This window comes from Enterobacter quasimori, from assembly GCF_018597345.1.
GTDB classification, from domain to species: Bacteria; Pseudomonadota; Gammaproteobacteria; order Enterobacterales; family Enterobacteriaceae; genus Enterobacter; species Enterobacter mori.
Window position 1 is genome coordinate 149,282 of the sequence record NZ_JAHEVU010000006.1, and the last position, 18,099, is coordinate 167,380.

Here is an 18,099-nt window from a genome sequence, read left to right on the forward strand (position 1 = left end):
CTATGTACCAGTTTGTACTGGGAAAAATCTCCACCCTTAGCGCGGACCCGCTGGCGTCAACGCTCGCAGACAGGGCACCTCAGGGTGCGCGAAACGCATCCTGGCTTGCAGGCCGGACGCTGCTCGCCAGAACATTATCCCCCTCGCCGCTGCCCGACATCATTTACGGTGAACAGGGAAAACCGGCTTTTGCGAAGGGGCACCCGTTGTGGTTCAACCTGAGCCATAGCGGCGACGACATTGCCTTATTGATGAGCGACGAAGGTGAAGTCGGCTGCGATATCGAAGTGATCCGCCCACGGCAGAACTGGCAGGCGCTGGCGAATGCCGTCTTTAGCATCACCGAGCATGAAGAGCTTGAGCGCGAAGCGCCCGAGGAACAGCTTTCTGCCTTCTGGCGTATCTGGACGCGGAAAGAGGCGATAGTGAAGCAGCGCGGCGGCAGCGCCTGGCAGATTGTCAGCATCGACAGCACCGCGCAGACGCATTCGGTGAGCCAGCTGCGCTTCGGCACGCTGAGCCTGGCGGTGTGTACCCCGACGCCCTTTACCTTGACCGCTGAGTCGATCTCTTACCCCAATACGTCTGCGGCATAAAGATCGTCAGCACGCCGAGAATAATCAGGCCAACGCCCGCCAGCCCGCGCCAGGAAAAGTGTTCTCCCCAGCCGGGCAGCAACACGGCGGCACCCCACACCAGAATGTAGCTGAGGCTCAGCAGGACATAGGCTCGACTGAGCGCCATGCGCTGCAGGGCCAGATACCAGCAGCCCATCGAGGCCACATAGCCAGTTAGACCCAGCATCAAGGTTCCCGTGCCGGGCGCGGCGTGCCGGAGGGCCGTAAAAAAGGCCTCACTCACCGGCGGCAGCGTCACCATGGCGTGGCGCAGCACCAGCTGCGCCACGCTGACCAACACCACGCTGCATAACGCCCAACATGCCCCCTTCACAGGCTTCCTCCCAGCAGGATAATCCCGACGATAATCAACCCGACGCCCAGCCAGTGGCGTGACGGGACCGACTCATGCCAGACGATTTTCGCCGCCAGCGTGACCCAGACAATGTTCAGACTGAGCATGGGGTAAGCCACGCCGACGGGCAGAAGCTGCAACACCACCAGCCAGGCAAGCATCCCACCGCCAAGCGCCAGCAAGGCCAGCCCAAGCCACAGGGCAGTTCGCTGACCGCCCTTCGCCCGGGTTGCCTGTTTCTGACACAGCTGCCCTGCGCAGCTCAGCAGGCTTGCCAGTACCAGCCAGATCCAGGCCATCATTGCGGCAGATATTGCAGGTAGGCCAGACGCCCCTGAATCGTCAGGCTGTCCGGTTTCGGCAGCCTGGCGCGGGCAATGTCATCGTTTTTTGAAAGCAGGATCACCAGTGATACCGGCCCCTGCTGACGATGCGTTTCGAGCCATTGTGCGATGTCACCGTTGCTCACAAACCGTCCTTTCACATCCGGGTAACCGAGGCCATATTTCAGCTCCCCGGTCTGGCCAAAAAGAATGATGTCATGACGATTCAGTTCCCACGCCAGCCCCGACGCCACGCCAACGTTGTTTGCCAGCACAAACCGGCTCTCCTCCAGCGGCATGCGCACGGTATCCACCAGCGACTGCGGCTGTTTGGAATCCACCACCAGGTTAGGGATGGCAAACCCAATGAGCAGCGCAAGACCGGCAGGACAAAGTGCCGCGAGCCACCAGCGCCGCGCGCTCTGCTTCAGCGTAAACCAGCCCACCGCGGCCCAGATAAGAAAAGCGATCGCGGCACAGAAGACTTTGTACAGTTCAACCGATGTCCAGACCGGATGTTTAGCGAGTCCCCACGGCGACACCACCAGCGCCGCCACCGCGCCGATAACGCCAAACGCGAGGTTGATGCCGCCGTTGACGCGCAGCACGCGGGCCCCTTTTTCCGCCATCGTGCAGGCGTAGCGCGCCATCAGGATAGCCAGCGGCGCGAAGCACGGCAGGATATAGGTGGGCAGCTTGCCTTTGGCGATGCTGAAGAACAGCAGCGGCATCACCACCCAGCCCAGCAGATAGAGCCCCGCCCCCTCATTTTGCCTCTCACGCCAGCCGAGGCGCAGCGCGCCCGGCAGCAGCGCCAGCCACGGCAGACTCCCCGCGACGAGGAACGGCAGGTAGTACCAGAACGGCGCTTTATGCTGGGCATCGCTCTGTGCAAAACGCTGGATATGCTCCACCCAGAAGAAGTAACGCCAGAAATCCGGTTCGCGCTGGGCGATCGCCAGCCCCCACGGCAGGACGATAAGCACGCAGCTCAGGATCGCCAGCCAGCCGAAAACAAGCACCTCTTTCCAGCGTTTCTGGGCAATCACCCACGGCAGCACGCCCATCACCGGGACCGCCAGCGCCAGGAAGCCTTTGGTCATGACGCCCATGCCGCAGGCCAGCCCCAGCAGAATGTAGCCCCCCGCTTTTCCAGGCACGGTTTTCGACCGTGCGGCCAGCCAGAAGCTGCACATCGCCACCGCCAGCCACAGGGCGATAATCGGATCCAGCACGGCGTAGGTGCCGATGCCATAGACCAGGAACAGCGTTAAGAAGATAAGGCCGGAGAAAATCGCCACCCGCTTATCCTGCCAGAGGCGCCAGGCGAGCCAGATGACCAACAGCGCCGTCAACCCGGTGGAGAAGATCGCCCCGGCGCGCACGGCAAAGTTAGAGTGACCGAAGATCAGCTGCCCGATGCTGTTAACCCAGTAGCCGGCAATCGGCTTTTCAAAGTAACGCAGGCCGAGAAAATGCGGCACAATCCAGTCGCCTGAGGCGAGCATTTCACGGCTGATTTCCGCGTAGCGCGTCTCGTCCGGCTGCCACAACAGGCGGAGATCGACCGGGATAACGTAGTAAACAATAAACAGTGCGAGAAGCGCTACGCCATAACGGGCTGCTTTCATGATACCGGGCTCACGGTTTGTTGATAGCCAAGCCAGCCTTCCCGACCGGCCATTTCATTGCGCACAATTTTGCCGACCGGCAAGGTGCTGAGATCGTCCGGCAGCATGTCTCCGAGCGGGCAGAAGTGAATGCCCTCGGCGGCAGCCATCGTCAACAGCGCATCAAAATCATGCTGATACGCGATCCCCTCCACCTCGGCGTGAATCGTGTAGACCGGCGTACCCTCGTCACGATGCATGGAGTCCAGTATGTAGCGGTTAAACCCTTCGGCACTGACGTCGCGCCCGACCACTTCATCCCAGGTCGGGAGCGTGACCGGAATTTGAACCGTACCGGTGCGATCGTTCCCTAGCAGCGGTAAAAACGGGGCGGTACCGCGACAATCGCTGTTATAGCGAAACGCGAAGGTCTCCTTGGCTTTCACCACGCGCTGGTCGGCACGCCATCCCGCCGCCGCGGAACAGCGCACGGGCTGGCCGGTAATCGCCTCCAGCTCCTGCACGCCGCGCTCGACGTCTTGTTCCAGGCGCGGAATATCCCACACGCCCGCCCATGCCTGCCAGGCATGGTGATCCCAGGCGTGAAGCCCTACCTCGTGCTGATGCGCCGCTTCGCAGATAATCGCCTCATTCCCCGCGCCGATGCGCCTGCCGGGCCAGGCGGTCCCCGCCAGCAAAATATCCCAGCCGTAGAGGGATGCCGCGCGCGAGCGCAGCATTTTGAACAGAAATGCCGGTTTAACCAGGCGCCACAGATGACGCCCCATGTTGTCTGGCCCGACGCTGAAGAAAATGCTGGCACGCACGTCGTGCTTGCTCAGCAGTTCCAGCAGCCGCGGGACGCCGTCGCGGGTGCCGCGAAAGGTGTCGACATCAATGCGTAAACCGACCTTTTTCATGATGCCTGTTCCGACAGCTCCACGGTGCGCAGGAAGAAGTCGAGCGTTTCATCAATGGTCTGCTCCATCTTCACGGTTGGCGTCCAGTTCAGGCAGCGCTTCGCGTTGCGGATGCTCGGCTTGCGGTGCTCTACGTCCTGATAGCCTTTGCCGTAGTAGCTGCTGCTCTCCACTTCGCGGAACCCGGCAAACGGCGGGAACTGGCCGCGCAGCGGATGGCGCTCAAAGCTTGCCAGCAGCATTTCAGCCAGCTCGCGAATGCTCGCTTCGTTGTCCGGGTTGCCGATGTTGATGATCTCTCCGTTGCAGCGGCCGTCTTTGTTTTCGATGATGCGGAACAGCGCTTCGATGCCGTCGCTGATATCGGTGAAGCAGCGTTTCTGTTTGCCGCCTTCGATAAGCTTAATGGGCGACCCTTCCACCAGGTTCAGGATCAGCTGGGTGATGGCGCGGGAGCTGCCGATACGCGCGGCGTTCAGGTTATCCAGACGCGGCCCCATCCAGTTAAACGGACGGAACAGGGTAAAGCGTAGCCCCTCTTTCTCACCGTAGGCCCAAATCACGCGATCCAGCAGCTGCTTGGAGACGGAGTAGATCCAGCGCTGCTTGTTGATCGGCCCGACCACCAGGCTGGAGGTGTCCTCGTCGAAGTTCTTATCGGTACACATGCCGTACACCTCCGAGGTGGACGGGAAGATGATGCGCTTATCGTATTTCACGCAGTCGCGGATGATCTTCAGGTTCTCTTCGAAGTCCAGCTCGAACACGCGCAGCGGGTTACGGGTGTACTCAATCGGTGTGGCAATCGCCACCAGCGGCAGCACCACGTCGCATTTCTTGATGTGGTATTCGATCCACTCCGAGTGGATGCTGATGTCCCCTTCAACGAAGTGGAAGCGCGGATTACCGAGGAAACGGCCGATCGCGTCGGATCCAATGTCCAGACCGTAGATCTCGTAGTTGTCGTCTTTCAGCAGACGCTCGGTGAGGTGGTTTCCGATAAACCCGTTCACCCCGAGGATCAGCACGCGCGTGCGCCGCTTGAGCGCCACCACCGGCGCGCTGGTGATCAGCGCCCCCGCCACCAGCCCCAGAGACTGCGCCAGCTGCGCCCCCTGAACGTACAAGCCGCTGTCGGTTTGTCCGGTGACGATCTCCAGCGCCTGCTCGCCGCAGCTCACAATCAGCGGGGAGACCGAGACGACGGTGCCCGGTTTAGCGGCAGGAATGTCGTCACGCACGCGGGATTTCCAGACGATAAATTTACTCACGCCCGCAAAGCTGTATGCGCCCGGCCACGGGTCGGTCACGGCGCGTACCAGGTTGTGCAGCTGGCGGGCCGGTTGGTTCCAGTCCAGACGGCCATCTTCCGGCGTGCGGCGACCGAAGCCGCTGGCCTTGCTTTCATCCTGCGCGGTTTCGGTAAAGGTTCCCTGAAGGATCGTCGGCAGCGCGTCGCGCAGCAGGCTTTGCGCAGCGGTGCAGAGCTTGCGGTGCAGCTCCAGCGCCGTCTCATCGGCGTCAATGCTCACTTTCTGCTGCGCCACGATGCCGCCCGCATCGGCACGTCGTACCATTTTGTGCAGCGTTACGCCGGTTTCCGTTTCACCGTTAACCAGCGCCCAGTTCAGCGGGGCGCGGCCACGGTAGGCTGGCAGCAGGGAGCCGTGCAGGTTGAACGCCCCTTTGTCTGCCACGCTCAGGATCGCATCGCAGAGCAGGTTGCGGTAATAGAACGAGAAAATCACGTCCGGCGCGAGTTTCTGAATGCGATCCACCCACAGCGGGTGGTTCACGTCGTCCGGGGCGTACACCGGGATCCCGTGTTCAGCCGCAATACGCGCCACCGAGCCAAAGAAATGGTTTTCTCCGGCAACGTCCGGATGCGTGAAGATGGCCGTAATGTCGAAGCCCGCGTCCAGCAAGGCTTGCGTGCCCGAGCACCCCATATCGTGATAGGCGAAGACGACAGCTTTCATGGGTGTTTTTCCTCTTGAGATGCGGTGTGTTCCTGACGGACAACCCGTTGAATAAAGTAGCGCGGACGCGCGCGAACATCGTTGTAAATACGGCCGATGTATTCACCGAGCAGGCCCATACCAATGAACTGGGCGCCGATGAACATGAACAGCACGGCAAACAGCATAAAGACCCCTTCCGCCGCCCACTGTGGGCCAAAGGCCAGCCGCAGCACGACCAGCAGAACGGAAAGCGCAAACCCGGCCAGCGCGATAACGCTGCCGAAAACGCTCAGCAGGCGCAGCGGCGTGGTGGTCAGGCAGGTGATGAGGTCGTACATCAGGTTGATCAGACGCATAAAGCTGTACTTCGACTCCCCGTGCTCGCGCTCGGCGTGCAGCACCGGGATCTCCGTCGCTTTGCGGGCAAAGGTGTTCGCCAGAATCGGAATGAAGGTACTGCGTTCGTGGCAGTGCAGCATGGCGTCGATGATGTGGCGGCGATAGGCGCGCAGCATGCAGCCGTAATCGCCCATCGCTTTACCGGTGGTGCGCTGGATCAGCCGGTTAATGGTGCGTGACGCCAGCTTGCGGAACAGGCTGTCCTGACGGTTTTGCCGCACGGTGCCGACCACGTCGTAGCCCTCGTCGGCTTTGGCGACCAGGCGCGGGATCTCTTCCGGCGGGTTTTGCAGGTCAGCGTCCAGCGTTATCACCAGATCGCCCGTCACGTGGCTGAATCCGGCCATGATCGCCGAGTGCTGGCCGTAGTTGCGGTTGAGCAGCACGGCAACGATATGGCTGCCCTCCGCCTGGGCGGCGTCGGTCAGCATCATGGCGGAGTCATCGCTGCTGCCGTCATCCACCAACAGAATTTCGTAAGCCTTGCCCAGGGTGTCGCAGGCAGCGGTTGTGCGGCGGATCAGCTCCGGCAGGCTCTCCTGCTCGTTGTAGACCGGGATCACCACGGAGACTTTTTGAACGGGCGGCGCGCTGAACATATCAATGTCCTGCAAGCTGATGGAGCGCGGTAATGACGCGGGTTGTGTCGTCATGGGTCATGTCCGGAAAAAGAGGGAGAGAACAAATGCGCGCGCTGTTCCATTCGGTGTTCGGCAGGGACACCTCCGGGAAACGCTCGCGATAGTATTTTTGCGTGTGGGCCGCGCGGAAGTGCAGGCCCGTACCGATGCCCTGCTCCTTTAGCGCCGCCATGAATGCATCGCGCGAGATGCCGCACCGGGCTTCATCCACGCGAATAATAAACAGGTGCCAGGCGTGCAGATGCGGCCAGGTCGGGGTGCGCAGCGGCAGGAAAGGGGTATCCGCCAGTTCAAGCCGGTAGCGGTCGGCAATGTCGCGACGGCGTTTATTGGCCTCGCCCAGCTTGCCCAGCTGCACCAGCGCCAGCGCGGCGTTGATATCCGCAAGGTTGTATTTGAAGCCCGGGGTGATGACCTCCGCCTGCGGCGCGCGGCCGTGGGTCTGGCGGTCATAGGCATCTACGCCCAGACCGTGGAACTTCAGGCTGCGGATTTTCTCCGCCAGCTGCGCGTCATCCGTCACCACCAGGCCACCTTCGGCGCAGGTCATGTTTTTGATGGCGTGGAAAGAGAAAATTGCCGTCCCCTGCCAGCCCACGTGACGGTTGTTGTAGTAGGTTCCGGCGGCATGCGCGGCATCTTCAATGACGGGAATACCGTGGCGTTCACCGACGGCGCGAATGGCGTCGATATCGCACGGCGCGCCCGCATAATGCACCGGCACAATGGCTTTCGTGCGGGGCGTAATGGCGGCCTCGACCGCCTCAGGCGTCACCATAAGCGTCTCTTTGTCGACGTCGATCATCACCGGCGTGGCGCCCAGCAGCACGATCATATTCAGCGTCGACACCCAGGTCAGGGAGGGGGTAATCACCTCATCGCCGGGACCGATATCCATCGCCATCAGGGTGACGTGCATCCCCGCCGTGGCGGAGGAGACGGCAATCGCATGACGGTTTCCGGTAAGCGTACAAAACGCCTCTTCCAGCGCCTGATTTTTCGGCCCGGTGGTGATCCAGCCGGAGGTTAATACCTCCTGCACTGCGGCGATTTCCTCAGCGCCCATTGAAGGACGGGAAAAAGGCAAAAAATCACGCATTATTATTTTCCTTGAGATGTTTAAGGCAACTTTTTGATATTAACCAAATGCCGACGCGTTTATTTCAACGAACCATAAACTCATCTCAAGGTAACGTTCATTTCTTAGGGAAAAATTAAGATAGCGAAAAAGAGGAATGGCAAAAAACATAAAATCAATTAATAAACAAAGAGTTATTGAATTGTGAATTATTTATTTTGTGATTACGCTCACCGTTAACGCGCTTTTTATCTAAACCAAACATCAACAAACGAAAAATTCCCGACCATTTCTAATAAATATGAAATGAGCCGGGAACTTTTCTTTTTAGTTAATTGTCGCGCTTATTTTAAATTATCAGGAAAGTTTTTTGGAAGTTCACTGGCAGCACACGCAATAACGCTTTCATCGTTAGCACCGCAGTCGCGAACAAAAGTAATAGTGGCAAATTCGTCAATCACTTCGGTTGGATATGCCGGGCCCGCATCGCGATAGCTATTCATCAGCGGAATGTGATCGTTCTGGAAGCAGACGGTTTTTTCCGGATTGTTCATTACCCAGCGCGGGAAGAAGATCGTGCCGTGGAACAGGCTGTCGCCCAGGTTCACAATCAGGCTCACGTCGGTGCCGGTGGGCTCGGTCCAGGAGATTTTATAGATGCTCTCCCCAACGCGGACGATGTACGCCTGCTGGTCTTTCACCCAACGGTTGCCGACCAGGCCGCTGTGAATACGGTAGTCGAGGGTGTTTTCGTTTTTGACGTAAATTTCATAGTTCCAGCCATTATCGTAGGTATAAACCAGATGTTTGCCGACGAAGCCGCTTAAATCATGTTTGTCGAAGGTGTTCATAAGATGTCTCCTTTGTTTTGATGAGACGATCTTATTCCTTCAAAAAACGAATGAATAACGCTATGTTTGAATCAAATTCATCCAAATTTTAGATTAATTATGCACAAGACGACGCTCGAACAATGGGCCTTGCTGGAGAGAGTGGTGGAGGCTGGCAGCTTTGCTAAAGCAGCGGAAGAGACCCACCGCAGCCAGTCTTCGGTCAGCTATAACCTGTCGCTGCTGCAGGAGCGGCTGGGCGTGGCGCTGCTGATGGCGGAGGGAAGACGGGCCGTGCTCACTCCCGCAGGGGAATTATTACTGAATCAGGTTAAACCGCTGCTGAAGGCGTTCTCTTACGTCGAGACGCGCGCCGCGACGCTGCAGAGCGGCATGCGGACCCGGCTCGACCTCATGGTTGACAGTATTTTCCCGCGTCGCCGCCTGTTCGCCATTTTGCGGCAGTTCCAGCAGCGCTATCCGCAAACGCAGGTGCGGCTTACCGAAGTGCTGGAAAACAGCCGCGACGATGCGCTGAACGATGAAGCCGACGTGATGATCCTCACCCGCCGCCAGGACATTACGGGACTGGGCGAATGGCTGATGAATATCGACTTTGTCGCCGTTGCCCATCACGAGCACCCTCTGTTTGCACTTGAAGCACCGCTGAACGATGAACTGCTGCGCCCGTGGCCGCTTATCCAGATTGCGGACAGTCAGCCTGCTGCCCGTCCTGCTGGCGGGTCCTGGACATTTTCCACCATTGATGCCGCCATCGAAGCGGTGATGAACCAGGTTGGATACGGCTGGCTGCCGGAAGAGCGTATTCAAACGCAGCTGGAACAAGGCATTCTGAAAGCGCTGCCGCTCAGCCACGGGGTGCGCCGCGCGACGCCGCTGCACCTCATCGTTAAGCGCTCGCTCAGCCCGCTGGATGAGCAGGTGGACACCCTGCTGCACCTTTTTAAACAGGAGCCGTCATCCTCACCTGCTACGCTTTAAGGTCTGAACGTTAAAACCACAAGGAGCGGAGCATGAAAATCGATTTTACGGGGAAAGTGGCGCTGGTGACCGCCTCAACCGGCGGGATTGGGTTCGCTATCGCCCGAGGGCTGGCTGAAAGTGGTGCGGAAGTGATTGTGAACGGCCGCAGCACGGACTCGGTGAACAAGGGTATTCAGCAACTCCAGCAGGTCGTGCCCGGCGTGCAGGTGCGGGCGGCCATTGCCGATCTCAGTACACCGGACGGGGTGGACGCGCTGCTGAACGTGGCAACGAACGTCGACATTCTGGTCAACAACGCGGGGATTTACGGCCCGCAGGATTTCTACTCCACCGACGATGACACCTGGGAGCGTTACTGGCAGACCAACGTAATGTCCGGCGTGCGCCTCTCCCGCGCCCTGCTGCCCGGCATGGTGCAGAAAGGATGGGGGCGCGTGGTGTTTATTTCGTCCGAATCAGCCTGCAATATTCCGGCGGATATGATCCACTATGGCGTGACCAAAACGGCGCAGCTCTCGCTGGCGCGCGGGCTGGCGAAATTTGTAGCCGGAAGCGGCGTCACGGTTAACAGCGTCCTGCCAGGACCAACGATGTCCGACGGTTTTGCCGGGATGATGAAAGACGAGATCGAGAAAACCGGGAAATCGCTGGAGCAGCTGGCGAAAGAGTTTGTGATGGCTAATCGCCCCAGCTCGGTGATTCAGCGCGCCGCGACGGTGGAAGAAGTGGCGAATATGGTGGTGTATGTCTGTTCAACGCAGGCCTCCGCCACCTCCGGCGCGGCACTGCGCGTCGATGGCGGCGTGGTGGATGACATCATCTGAGCCGTCAGGCTGCAGCGCCCGCCACCCGGCGGGCGGTGATGAAATGTTCCTGCCAGTAGTTGTCCGTCAGGGTTGAAACCGTTACGCCCTGGCTGCTCGAGGCGTGAATGAACTGGCTATCACCAATGTAAACGCCCACATGCTTCCGGTTCGGGCCCGTCTGGAAAAACACCAAATCTCCGGCCTTCAAGCGGTATTGTTCCACCTGCACACCGCGATGGATCTGCTCGCTCGTGGTGCGCGGCAGCGCCAGGTGTGCGGCATCACTGAAGAGGTGCTGCATCAGCGCAGAGCAATCCACCCCGCGGTGCGTGGTTCCTCCCCACTGGTAGTGGGTCCCTTTCCATTTCTGGTATTGATCGAGAATGCGGGAACGTAGCGGATCCGTTTGCCGATGCATCAGCCCGGACGTTGCCGGGGATGCCGACAGCTCGCTGTTCATTGACAACATGGAAGCAGGCAGTTGAAAACTAAATGCTGAAAACGAGGCAAAACTTAACGAGAGTATTGAAATAAGCGATCTAAGAGTCATATCAAAAAGAAGCAGTAAGTGAGTTTTTCCTTACGGGTGGGGCCAATGTTTCCCCAAAAATCGTGCAATGTGGCGATAATATAGACTGTTCGTTTTTCATCCAATTCTTATCGAGTCTGATTTTGGACTCTTCGGCCATATCGCAAGAATGAGAAAAAAACGCGCGTGGTATAAGGACTGTGGCGTTAAAGCAGGTAAACTAATGAGCAGAATGTTTATTTCAGCTAAGACGTATTTATGACCAATATGATTGCCGACGACGCCGTGGCCAAATCCCACGTGCTCTCCGTCTTTGACTTTGATGGAACATTGACGCATCACGACAGCTTTATCCCTTTCCTGCGCTTTGCCTTTGGCAAGCGTTACTTCGCGGGACGGCTGGTGCGGATGGCGTTGCCGACGCTCCACTGCGTGCGCCGCAAGCTGACGCGTGATGAGCTGAAAGAGGTGTTGATCAAAACGTTCCTGACAGGTGTGGACGAGCACTGGTTACGTCAGCAGGCGGAAGCCTTTTGTGAAAAATACTGGAACAAGCTGATGCGCCCTGAAGGGGTTTTAGCCGTTGCGGCTGAGGTGAATTCCGGTGCGGAAGTGACTATCTGCTCCGCCTCCCCGGCGCTGGTACTTCAGCCGTGGGCGGATAAGCTCGGCATTAAGCTGATTGGTACGCAGCTGGAAGTGAAGAACGGCAAGCTGACCGGGCGTATCACCGGCAATAACTGCCGCTGTGCACAGAAAGTGGCGAGGCTGGAAAAGGTCTACGGCGATCTCAACACCTACCACCTGCGCGCCTGGGGCGATACCCGCGGTGACCACGAACTGCTGGCGGCAGCGCAGGATCCGCACTGGCGGCACTTCCACCCGCCGCGCAAGCGCCGGAATTCACCGATTAAGGGTTAGGTGCGGTCTTTTGCCCTCACCCCGGCCCTCTCCCACAGGGAGAGGGAGAAAACCAAATCGTAGGCCCGGTAAGCGAAGCGCCACCGGGCGGTACATCAGGCCTCACGTTTCCCCGGGAACATCACGCTCGCAATAATCCCCAGCGCCAGCACGCCCAATACCACAAACAGGCTGGCCGTCGCGCCAATGCTGTAACCGTGATGCCAGAAGTGATCGGTGGCATTCAGACCCAGCTTGAATGCCACAAAGAACAGCAGCAGCACTACGGCTTTCTCGAGGTGCACCAGGTACTGCTTCAGCGCTTCCAGCACGAAGTAAAGGGTACGCAGGCCGAGGATAGCGAACATCATGGCGCTGTAGATAATCAGCGGTTCGCGGCTCACCGCGATAATGGCCGGTACGGAGTCAAACGCGAACATTACGTCAGAGAGTTCCACCACCGCCACACAGAGCAGTAACGGCGTCGCGTAGCGCTTCGCTTTCTTCACGCGGCCAACCATGACGTCCTGGTTTTCTGGCTTCTCCAGCTCAGCATCCACCTCTTTTTGCGTCAGGATAAACGCGTGGCTGCTGATTTTTGGCCAGACCGGGTAAAAGCGTTTTACCAGACGATAAGCCAGATGACCGGAGTAATCTTCAACTTCATCGCTCTCTTCATTGCGCTTGAGCATCATCACCGCCGTCCAGCCGACGACCAGTGCAAAAACCACCTCAACGTATGGCCCCAGGCTCAGCAGACTGGTCCCGATGGCGACAAAGATGCCGCGGAAAACAATCGCCCCCAGCACGCCCCAGTAGAGCACACGGTGACGGTATTTATCCGGCACGCCAAACCAGGCGAAGATGGCCATCATCACGAACAGGTTATCAATGGAGAGAACTTCCTCCAGCGCGTAACCGGTAAGGAACAGGCTCGCCATTTCGGCACCGTGGTGGATGTACAGGAACCCGGCAAACGCCATCGCCATCGAGAACCAGAAAACGGACCACATCGCCGCGCTTTTCAGCGAGACAGGCTTATCGTGACGGTGCATGAAGAGATCGATAAACATCGCCCCAACGGCCATTACGACAAAGACAACAACGGTTTCCGTCGGGAAACCGAGATGAGCAGCAGACATACACAACCCTTTTATAGAGGCAAAACACAGCACCATGCAGACTGGCCGGAGCCAGTAGAGAAAAAGAGTGCCTTTTAAAGAGCGGCACTCTAAAAAATCAATATTAACCGTTCTTTTCAGCCAGCGCCTGCGCGCACGCCCAGGCGCTGGCCCACGCCCACTGGAAGTTATACCCGCCGAGCCAGCCGGTGACGTCCATCACTTCACCTATGAAGTAGAGCCCTGGAACATTGCGTGCTTCCATGGTGCGCGAAGAAAGCTCGTGCGTATCGACACCGCCCAGCGTCACTTCCGCCGTGCGGTAGCCCTCAGTGCCGTTTGGCTGAACGCGCCAGGCTGTCAGCGTCTCGACCAGCGCGTCCTGCTCACGGCTGTTTAGCTGCTTAAGCGATACGTCGGGGATCTGCCCCAGCACCTGCAGGCACTCCACCAGACGCTTCGGCAGCTGCATCGCCAGGGTATTTTTCAGGCTCTGATTCGGGTGCGCGGTACGCTGCTCGTTGAGGAACACGTCCAGATCGCAGTCCGGCACCAGGTTTACCGTCACAAATTCTCCCGGCTGCCAGTAGCTGGAGATTTGCAGCACCGCCGGACCGGAGAGGCCGCGATGGGTAAAGAGCAGGTTTTCGCGGAACACCGTGCCGTCTTCGGCGGTAATGACCGAGGGAACGGACACGCCGGAAAGCGTCTGGAGCTGTTCCAGAAGCGGTTTATGCAGCGTGAACGGCACCAGACCGGCACGCGTTGGCAAGACTTTCAGGCCAAACTGTTCGGCAATCTTATAGCCGAACGGAGAAGCCCCCAGCCCCGGCATCGACAGGCCGCCGCTGGCGATCACCAGGCTGTCGGCGCTGACGGTTTCACCGTTCAGCTGTAGCCTGTAACCCTGCTCGTCGCGGGCGACCTCCAGCACGTCCGTACGCAGGCGCATCGTCACGCCACCCTTCTCGCACTCGGCCACCAGCATATCGACAATCTGCTGCGCGGAGTCGTCGCAGAACAGCTGGCCCAGCGTTTTCTCATGCCACGCGATGCCGTGCTTACCCACCAGATCGATAAAATCCCATTGGGTGTAACGCGCCAGCGCAGATTTACAAAAATGACGGTTTTGGCTCAAATAGGCCGCGGGTTCAACATACAGATTAGTAAAGTTGCAGCGCCCGCCGCCGGACATCAGGATCTTACGGCCTGGCTTTTTACCGTTATCCAGCAGCAGCACGCGACGACCCGCCTGTCCGGCCATTGCCGCACAAAACATACCCGCCGCACCGGCGCCAATTACCACGGCATCAAACCTTTCCACGTCAAAATCCTCTTCGTTAACTGCCGCGGATTGTAAAGTTTCCTCTGTGGTCACACCAGCGTAAAAAGATATTACAAAGCCATTTCATTGATATTTAAAGATTATCCTTTCAGGCACTTTTTCCAAATCAGGTGGTATGTCAAAAAAAGTCTATATTTCACTTTGCCCGCCGTGCATTTGTCCTGGATAATGCGCCGCGTTCATGTCCTCAAAATGGCGTAACGTCCTATGCTACATTTGTTTGCCGGCCTGGATTTACATACCGGGCTTTTATTATTGCTTGCTCTGGTTTTTGTACTGTTTTACGAAGCGATCAACGGCTTCCACGACACTGCAAACGCAGTAGCAACGGTTATCTACACTCGCGCAATGCGATCGCAGCTTGCGGTTGTTATGGCGGCGGTATTTAACTTTTTTGGTGTCCTCCTGGGCGGACTGAGCGTTGCGTATGCGATCGTGCATATGCTGCCAACGGATCTGCTTCTCAACGTTAGTTCTGGCCATGGCCTTGCTATGGTGTTCTCAATGCTGCTTGCTGCAATTATCTGGAACCTCGGTACCTGGTATTTCGGCCTGCCTGCATCCAGTTCTCACACCCTCATCGGCGCGATTATCGGTATCGGGTTAACCAATGCCCTGATGACCGGGACGTCCGTTGTTGATGCGCTGAACATCCCGAAAGTGTTGGGAATTTTCGGCTCTTTGATCATCTCTCCTATCGTGGGTCTGGTGGTTGCGGGTGGATTAATTTTCATCCTGCGTCGCTACTGGAGCAACACGAAAAAACGTGCGCGTATCCACCTGACGCCAGCAGAGCGTGAGAAGAAAGACGGCAAGAAAAAGCCGCCATTCTGGACGCGTATTGCCCTGATCATTTCCGCTATCGGCGTGGCGTTCTCTCACGGCGCGAACGATGGTCAGAAAGGGATTGGTCTGGTGATGCTGGTACTGATTGGCGTTGCTCCGGCGGGCTTCGTGGTCAACATGAACGCCTCCGGTTACGAAATCACCCGTACCCGTGATGCGATTAACAACGTCGAAGTTTACTTCCAGCAGCATCCTGCCCTGTTGAAGAAAGCGACCGGCGTTGACCAGCTGATTCCGTCTCCTGAAGCAGGTGCCACCACCGCGCCGGGCGAGTTCCACTGCCATCCGGCAAACGCGATTAACGCGCTGGAACGTGCCAAAGGCATGCTGGGCGACATCGAAAGCTACGACAAACTGGCCGTTGAACAGCGTGGTCAGCTGCGTCGCATCATGCTCTGCATCTCTGACGTGACGGATAAAGTCGCGAAGCTGCCAGACGTGAACGCTGACGACAAACGTCTGCTGAAGAAACTGAAAAGCGATATGCTCAACACCATTGAGTATGCGCCAATCTGGATCATCATGGCCGTCGCGCTGGCACTGGGTATTGGTACAATGATTGGCTGGCGTCGTGTGGCGACCACCATCGGCGAGAAGATCGGTAAGAAAGGCATGACCTATGCGCAGGGAATGTCTGCGCAGATGACGGCGGCGGTTTCTATCGGTCTGGCGAGCTACACCGGTATGCCGGTATCCACCACCCACGTACTCTCTTCGTCCGTGGCAGGTACCATGATTGTTGACGGCGGCGGTCTGCAGCGCAAAACCGTGACCAACATTCTGATGGCCTGGGTGTTTACACTCCCGGCATCCATCCTGCTGTCTGGCGGTTTGTACTGGATTTCGCTGAAGCTGATTTAATCGCTTGAAGGTGACAAAAAAGCGGGTCAGGAAACTGACCCGCTTTTTTTATGCTCAGTGCCAAATCATCAATGCAATCATGCTGACCACGACCAGCCCGCACAGGGCGCTGGTCAAAATGAACTGACGACGCAGGCGCTCGCAGCGACGGATAAACTCTTCATCGTGGTGATCGCGGTAACGCTGGTAGTAGATGTATCCCACCAGACGCATCTGTTTGCTGGGCTGTCCATGCGAGGTGAAGAATCCTCCACCGTCCACATACTGATAAAGCAACGGATCGCAACCACGAAGTACTACTAACAGCGCACGTAACGATGAGAAGTAGCGCGCCATATTCACTATGCAAACTACGCATAACGCCCAAAACAATGCGACGGTGCTAATCATACATCCTCCCCGGCGTCCGCCCACGAAGCAAGGCTTCTGAGCTACCGCACTCCAATGCCCTGACAGACAGTTCAGTGAAAGAATGACCAAAAGTCGATCCGGTTCGCGTTTTAATATCCGAACGGCTCATTTAATAGTGTAGGAGATCCGTTAATTTTTTTGCCACAAGGTTAATCGTTATCAACACCAAAGCTTGAAAAATATGTTTAACTGGGCCGTAATGAAAGCATCAGACGACGGCTTTCCCATTTAGTCATCGATAACTTAAGGAAGGAGTAACACTATGGCTTACAAACACATTCTCATCGCGGTAGACCTCTCTCCGGAGAGCAAAGTGCTGGTTGATAAAGCGGTATCCATGGCACGTCCCTACAACGCGAAAGTTTCGCTGATTCACGTTGATGTGAACTACTCCGACCTTTACACCGGTCTGATCGACGTGAATCTTGGCGATATGCAGAAACGCATCTCCGAAGAGACTCACCATGCGCTGAGCGAACTGTCCACCAACGCGGGCTATCCAATCACCGAAACCCTGAGCGGTAGCGGCGACCTGGGCCAGGTGCTGGTTGATGCGATCAAGAAATACGACATGGACCTGGTGGTTTGCGGTCACCATCAGGACTTCTGGAGCAAGCTGATGTCTTCAGCGCGCCAGCTGATTAACACCGTTCATGTAGATATGCTGATTGTTCCGCTGCGTGACGAAGAAGACGAGTAAGTAAGGTACAAACCTTACCCCTCACCCTAACCCTCTCCCCATAGGGGAGAGGGAACGATCGAGCCCCTCGCCCCTATGGGGAGAGGGGTTGGGGTGAGGGGATATAAATATCAAACCGGTGCCCTTTAGTGGTCACCGCGTTAGTGGTCGCAACGTCCGCCAGCGGCGGCGCATAGTCCGGGCGCTTTACCACCACCCGCTTCGTCGCGAGCTGACGAGCCGGCTCCAGCAGGCCATCTGCATCTAAATCCGGCCCCACCAGCGACTGAAACACCCGCATCTCTTTCTTCACCAGCGCGCTTTTCTGCTTATGCGGGAACATCGGGTCGAGATAGACCACCTGCGGGCGAGGGGTGATATCGGTCAGCGCCGTCAGACTGGAGGCGTGAATCAGCTGCAAACGCGCCTGCAGCCACGAGCCGATTTCCGGGTCCGCATAGCCTCGCGCCAGCCCGTCGTCGAGCAGCGCAGCGACCACCGGATTACGCTCCAGCATCCGCACGTGACAGCCGACAGACGCCAGCACAAAGGCATCGCGCCCCAGCCCCGCCGTGGCATCGACCACGTCCGGCAGATAGCTTCCTTTAATGCCAACCGCTTTAGCTACCGCTTCGCCGCGACCGCCGCCGAACTTGCGCCGGTGCGCCATGGCCCCGCCGACAAAGTCGACAAAAATCCCGCCGAGCTTCGGCTCGTCGCGCTTGCGCAGTTCCAGGTGCTCCGGCGTCATCACCAGCGCCATCGGGTTTTCTTCATCGTGCTCCAGCCCCCAGCGGGCCGCCAGAACAGATAAGGCGCCGTCTCCGGCGCCCGTTTCATCCACTAAGCAGATCTTCACGTA

Annotated in this window: 19 protein-coding genes; 6 read left to right on the top strand and 13 right to left on the bottom strand. The window is 57.8% G+C overall.

Annotated elements, in window-relative coordinates; translation table 11 throughout:
- Nucleotides 1-2: 2 nt before the first annotated feature.
- A complete protein-coding gene (gene acpT, locus KK102_RS20105; protein ID WP_010436580.1) occupies nt 3-596 on the top strand; it encodes a 4'-phosphopantetheinyl transferase AcpT in 594 nt (197 codons plus the stop codon).
- On the opposite strand, the gene arnF is transcribed toward acpT, so the two are convergent.
- The 8 genes from arnF to KK102_RS20145 form a co-directional block, all read right to left on the bottom strand.
- Entirely contained in the window at nt 547-951 is a 405-nt protein-coding gene (gene arnF, locus KK102_RS20110; protein ID WP_126545908.1) for a 4-amino-4-deoxy-L-arabinose-phosphoundecaprenol flippase subunit ArnF, read from the bottom strand. The two genes, acpT and arnF, sit on opposite strands and share 50 nt — an antisense overlap.
- On the bottom strand, nt 948-1,274 hold the full coding sequence (gene arnE / locus KK102_RS20115; protein ID WP_126545909.1) for a 4-amino-4-deoxy-L-arabinose-phosphoundecaprenol flippase subunit ArnE: 327 nt from the start codon (nt 1,272-1,274) through the stop codon (nt 948-950). Before arnE ends, arnF begins: the two co-directional genes overlap by 4 nt.
- Nucleotides 1,271-2,926, bottom strand: a complete 1,656-nt coding sequence (gene arnT, locus KK102_RS20120) for a lipid IV(A) 4-amino-4-deoxy-L-arabinosyltransferase (RefSeq protein WP_216358299.1) — start codon at nt 2,924-2,926, stop codon at nt 1,271-1,273. The genes arnE and arnT overlap by 4 nt, the downstream gene beginning before the upstream one ends.
- Nucleotides 2,923-3,825 carry a 4-deoxy-4-formamido-L-arabinose-phosphoundecaprenol deformylase gene (arnD, locus tag KK102_RS20125; protein ID WP_126545911.1) on the bottom strand — a complete coding sequence of 301 codons (903 nt, stop codon included), beginning with the start codon at nt 3,823-3,825 and terminating at the stop codon, nt 2,923-2,925. The genes arnT and arnD overlap by 4 nt, the downstream gene beginning before the upstream one ends.
- Complete coding sequence (arnA, locus tag KK102_RS20130; RefSeq protein WP_126545912.1) at nt 3,822-5,804, bottom strand: bifunctional UDP-4-amino-4-deoxy-L-arabinose formyltransferase/UDP-glucuronic acid oxidase ArnA; 1,983 nt, start codon at nt 5,802-5,804, stop codon at nt 3,822-3,824. Before arnA ends, arnD begins: the two co-directional genes overlap by 4 nt.
- Entirely contained in the window at nt 5,801-6,784 is a 984-nt protein-coding gene (gene arnC, locus KK102_RS20135; protein WP_010436594.1) for an undecaprenyl-phosphate 4-deoxy-4-formamido-L-arabinose transferase, read from the bottom strand. Before arnC ends, arnA begins: the two co-directional genes overlap by 4 nt.
- Nucleotide 6,785: 1 nt before the next feature.
- On the bottom strand, nt 6,786-7,925 hold the full coding sequence (gene arnB, locus KK102_RS20140; protein WP_216358300.1) for a UDP-4-amino-4-deoxy-L-arabinose aminotransferase: 1,140 nt from the start codon (nt 7,923-7,925) through the stop codon (nt 6,786-6,788).
- 323 nt (nt 7,926-8,248) lie between these two features.
- Nucleotides 8,249-8,755 carry a phenolic acid decarboxylase gene (locus tag KK102_RS20145; protein WP_108417671.1) on the bottom strand — a complete coding sequence of 169 codons (507 nt, stop codon included), beginning with the start codon at nt 8,753-8,755 and terminating at the stop codon, nt 8,249-8,251.
- A 99-nt stretch (nt 8,756-8,854) separates the two neighbouring features.
- On the opposite strand from KK102_RS20145, the gene KK102_RS20150 reads away from it, so the two are divergent.
- The gene (locus KK102_RS20150; protein ID WP_126545914.1) at nt 8,855-9,736 is read left to right on the top strand and encodes a LysR family transcriptional regulator; all 882 of its coding nucleotides are present in this window, start codon (nt 8,855-8,857) and stop codon (nt 9,734-9,736) included.
- 32 nt (nt 9,737-9,768) lie between these two features.
- Nucleotides 9,769-10,563, top strand: coding sequence for an SDR family NAD(P)-dependent oxidoreductase (locus tag KK102_RS20155; protein ID WP_100167316.1), 795 nt, complete (start codon nt 9,769-9,771; stop codon nt 10,561-10,563).
- Between the two features lie 4 nt (nt 10,564-10,567).
- Here the strand turns inward: KK102_RS20155 and KK102_RS20160 are convergent, their stop codons facing one another.
- Entirely contained in the window at nt 10,568-11,095 is a 528-nt protein-coding gene (locus KK102_RS20160; RefSeq protein ID WP_216358301.1) for an NlpC/P60 family protein, read from the bottom strand.
- Nucleotides 11,096-11,332: 237 nt separating this feature from the next.
- Between KK102_RS20160 and KK102_RS20165 the strand changes: the two genes are divergently transcribed.
- Nucleotides 11,333-11,995, top strand: a complete 663-nt coding sequence (locus KK102_RS20165; protein ID WP_126545916.1) for an HAD family hydrolase — start codon at nt 11,333-11,335, stop codon at nt 11,993-11,995.
- 95 nt (nt 11,996-12,090) lie between these two features.
- Here KK102_RS20165 and KK102_RS20170 read toward each other — a convergent pair whose 3' ends face one another.
- On the bottom strand, nt 12,091-13,116 hold the full coding sequence (locus tag KK102_RS20170; RefSeq protein WP_120159402.1) for a TerC/Alx family metal homeostasis membrane protein: 1,026 nt from the start codon (nt 13,114-13,116) through the stop codon (nt 12,091-12,093).
- A 103-nt stretch (nt 13,117-13,219) separates the two neighbouring features.
- A complete protein-coding gene (locus KK102_RS20175; RefSeq protein ID WP_216358302.1) occupies nt 13,220-14,419 on the bottom strand; it encodes a BaiN/RdsA family NAD(P)/FAD-dependent oxidoreductase in 1,200 nt (399 codons plus the stop codon).
- 228 nt (nt 14,420-14,647) lie between these two features.
- Here KK102_RS20175 and pitA point away from each other — a divergent pair, with 228 nt between their 5' ends.
- Entirely contained in the window at nt 14,648-16,147 is a 1,500-nt protein-coding gene (gene pitA, locus KK102_RS20180; RefSeq protein WP_010436629.1) for an inorganic phosphate transporter PitA, read from the top strand.
- Nucleotides 16,148-16,201: 54 nt separating this feature from the next.
- On the opposite strand, the gene uspB is transcribed toward pitA, so the two are convergent.
- The gene (gene uspB, locus KK102_RS20185; RefSeq protein WP_003861224.1) at nt 16,202-16,537 is read right to left on the bottom strand and encodes a universal stress protein UspB; all 336 of its coding nucleotides are present in this window, start codon (nt 16,535-16,537) and stop codon (nt 16,202-16,204) included.
- A 283-nt stretch (nt 16,538-16,820) separates the two neighbouring features.
- Between uspB and uspA the strand changes: the two genes are divergently transcribed.
- Complete coding sequence (gene uspA, locus KK102_RS20190; protein ID WP_003861223.1) at nt 16,821-17,258, top strand: universal stress protein UspA; 438 nt, start codon at nt 16,821-16,823, stop codon at nt 17,256-17,258.
- A 73-nt stretch (nt 17,259-17,331) separates the two neighbouring features.
- On the opposite strand, the gene rsmJ is transcribed toward uspA, so the two are convergent.
- Nucleotides 17,332-18,096 carry a 16S rRNA (guanine(1516)-N(2))-methyltransferase RsmJ gene (gene rsmJ, locus KK102_RS20195; RefSeq protein ID WP_216358303.1) on the bottom strand — a complete coding sequence of 255 codons (765 nt, stop codon included), beginning with the start codon at nt 18,094-18,096 and terminating at the stop codon, nt 17,332-17,334.
- Between the last annotated feature and the right edge of the window lie 3 nt (nt 18,097-18,099).

Coding starts and splice junctions, on each gene's coding strand:
- KK102_RS20150 (WP_126545914.1), top strand. CDS start 8,855: ATGCACAAGACGACGCTCGAACAATGGGCCTTGCTGGAGAGAGTGGTG.
- arnC (WP_010436594.1), bottom strand. CDS start 6,784: ATGTTCAGCGCGCCGCCCGTTCAAAAAGTCTCCGTGGTGATCCCGGTC.
- arnE (WP_126545909.1), bottom strand. CDS start 1,274: ATGATGGCCTGGATCTGGCTGGTACTGGCAAGCCTGCTGAGCTGCGCA.
- acpT (WP_010436580.1), top strand. CDS start 3: ATGTACCAGTTTGTACTGGGAAAAATCTCCACCCTTAGCGCGGACCCG.
- KK102_RS20165 (WP_126545916.1), top strand. CDS start 11,333: ATGACCAATATGATTGCCGACGACGCCGTGGCCAAATCCCACGTGCTC.
- arnB (WP_216358300.1), bottom strand. CDS start 7,925: ATGCGTGATTTTTTGCCTTTTTCCCGTCCTTCAATGGGCGCTGAGGAA.
- uspB (WP_003861224.1), bottom strand. CDS start 16,537: ATGATTAGCACCGTCGCATTGTTTTGGGCGTTATGCGTAGTTTGCATA.
- arnT (WP_216358299.1), bottom strand. CDS start 2,926: ATGAAAGCAGCCCGTTATGGCGTAGCGCTTCTCGCACTGTTTATTGTT.
- pitA (WP_010436629.1), top strand. CDS start 14,648: ATGCTACATTTGTTTGCCGGCCTGGATTTACATACCGGGCTTTTATTA.
- KK102_RS20145 (WP_108417671.1), bottom strand. CDS start 8,755: ATGAACACCTTCGACAAACATGATTTAAGCGGCTTCGTCGGCAAACAT.
- arnA (WP_126545912.1), bottom strand. CDS start 5,804: ATGAAAGCTGTCGTCTTCGCCTATCACGATATGGGGTGCTCGGGCACG.
- arnD (WP_126545911.1), bottom strand. CDS start 3,825: ATGAAAAAGGTCGGTTTACGCATTGATGTCGACACCTTTCGCGGCACC.
- KK102_RS20170 (WP_120159402.1), bottom strand. CDS start 13,116: ATGTCTGCTGCTCATCTCGGTTTCCCGACGGAAACCGTTGTTGTCTTT.
- KK102_RS20160 (WP_216358301.1), bottom strand. CDS start 11,095: ATGACTCTTAGATCGCTTATTTCAATACTCTCGTTAAGTTTTGCCTCG.
- uspA (WP_003861223.1), top strand. CDS start 16,821: ATGGCTTACAAACACATTCTCATCGCGGTAGACCTCTCTCCGGAGAGC.
- KK102_RS20155 (WP_100167316.1), top strand. CDS start 9,769: ATGAAAATCGATTTTACGGGGAAAGTGGCGCTGGTGACCGCCTCAACC.